Source organism: Streptomyces sp. NPDC048275 (assembly GCF_040652275.1).
Classification (GTDB): domain Bacteria; phylum Actinomycetota; class Actinomycetes; order Streptomycetales; family Streptomycetaceae; genus Streptomyces.
Genome location: NZ_JBEZLR010000237.1, coordinates 1 through 2,101, shown reverse-complemented (window position 1 = coordinate 2,101; position 2,101 = coordinate 1). Strand labels below are relative to the sequence as shown.

1 protein-coding gene is annotated in these 2,101 nt (G+C 69.2%); it reads right to left on the bottom strand.

Features of this window, described 5'->3' with window-relative positions; translation table 11 throughout:
• Positions 1-2,101 (bottom strand): condensation domain-containing protein (locus tag AB0D57_RS47615; RefSeq protein WP_362088755.1); only part of this gene is annotated, 2,101 nt, incomplete at both ends.

Below are 2,101 nucleotides of genomic sequence, written 5' to 3'. Positions count from 1 at the left end.
GGGATGCGCTTCTGCATGTCGGTGAGGAGGTTGGCCAGTGCGCCACGGGAGATGACCACGCCCTTGGGGCGGCCGGTGGAGCCCGAGGTGTAGAGCACGTAGGCGGCCTGCTCGCCGGGTGTTGTGGTGGGCAGGGGGGTTGCCGTGTCAGGTTCGTGCTGTGCGGTGTCGGTGAGCCACTGTTCGTCCAGCAGCAGTACCGGCCGGGTCTCGCTTTGCATGAATTCAATGCGGTCGGCGGGGAAGTCGGCGTCCAGGGGCAGATAGGCGCCCCCGGCCTTCAGGACGGCGAGCAGGGCGATGACCAGGTCGGTGGAGCGCGGGAGCATGACGGCGACGTACTGCTCCGGCCCGACGCCGGCCTCGGCCAGTAGCCGGGCGAGGCGGTCGCTGCGTGCGTCCAGTTCCGCGTACGAGACCGATGCGCCGTCGGACACCACGGCCGACGCGTCCGGTGTTTGTGCTGCTTGGGCGCGGAATTGGTGGATGAGGTCGTGTGTGGGGGTGAGGTCGGTGGTGGTGCCGTTGGCCCAGTGGCCGAGGACGGATTGCTGTTCGTCGGTGTCGAGTACGTCGATCTGGGCGATCTTGGTTTCTGGTGTTGTCGCCACCGTTTCCAGTACGCGGACGAACCGTCGGGTCAGCCGCTCGGCGGTCTCCTCGTCGAACAGATCCGCACTGAACTCCCAGGCCGCGTTGATGCCCCCCGTGTCGCCCAACTCCGCGTACGAGAGCGAAATATCGAACCGTGAGGTGCCCGTGGTGCTGGGCTGGTGCACCGCTTTCAGATCGCCGAACTCCGCGCCACCTGTGGCTGTCGGGGTGAGCACATTCGGGTTGAGCATGGTTTGGAAGAGGGGGTGGCGGGCTGCCGAGCGTTCGGGGTTGATCAGGTGGACGAGGCGTTCGAAGGGGATGTCTTGGTGGGCGTAGGCGGCGAGGTCGGTTTCGCGGACTCGGGTGAGGAGTTCGGTGAAGGTGGGGTTGCCGGTGAGGTCGGTGCGCAGGACGAGGGTGTTGACGAAGAATCCGACGAGGTCTTCGACGGCGTCGTCGGTGCGTCCGGCGATGGGTGAGCCGATCGGGATGTCGGTGCCCGCGCCGAGCCGGGACAGCAGGACCGCGAGGGCGGCTTGCAGGACCATGAAGGTGCTGGCCTGGTGTGCGCGGGCGAGGCGGGTGATGTCGGCGTGCAGCTCGGCGGGGATGTCGAAGGTGACGGTCCCGCCGTGGTGGGACGGCGTGGCCGGGCGGGGCCGGTCGGTGGGCAGTTCCAGCTCGGCCGGGAGGTCGGCCAGAGTGTGCTGCCAGTGGGCGAGTTGGCGGGAGATGGGGGACTCGGGGTCGTCCTCGGAGCCGAGTACCTCATGCTGCCAGAGGGTGTAGTCGGCGTACTGGACCGGTAGCGGTGCCCAGCCGGGAGCTGCGCCTTGGCTGCGGGCGGTGTAGGCGGTGGTCAGGTCGCGGGCGAGGGGGGTGAGGGACCAGCCGTCCGCGGCGATGTGGTGGACGACGAGGAGCAGGACATGCTCGTCCGGCGCGAGCTCGAAGAGGGTGGCGTGCACGGGGAGGTCGCGGGTGAGGTCGAAGGGCCGGGCGGCCGCGATGTGCAGGGCGTCGTCGAGTCGGTCGTCGACGACGGTCTGCACGTCCAGCGTGGGCTGGGGCCCATCCGCGCTGAGGATGATCTGGTGGGCGCCGTCCTTGTCCTGGGTGAACACGGTCCGCAGTGCCTCGTGCCGCTTCACCACGTCCGCGAGCGCGGCCTTGAGGGCGTGGTGGTCGAGGGGCCCGGTCAGGCGCAGGGCGACGGGGATGTTGTAGAGGGCACTGTCGGGCTCGTACTGGTGCAGGAACCACAGTCGCTGCTGGGCGGGGGAGAGCGGGATCCGCTCGGGACGCGGGCGGGCGGTGACCGCGGTGCGGGCCTGGCCCGCGCCTGTCAGTGCCTGGGTGAGGGTGGCGACGGTGGGGGTTTCGAAGAGGGTGCGTACGGAGAGTTCGGTGTTGAGGGTGGTGCGGATGCGGGAGACGAGGCGGGTGGCGAGCAGGGAGTGTCCGCCCAGGTCGAAGAAGCTGTCGTCGATGCCGAGGTGGTCCA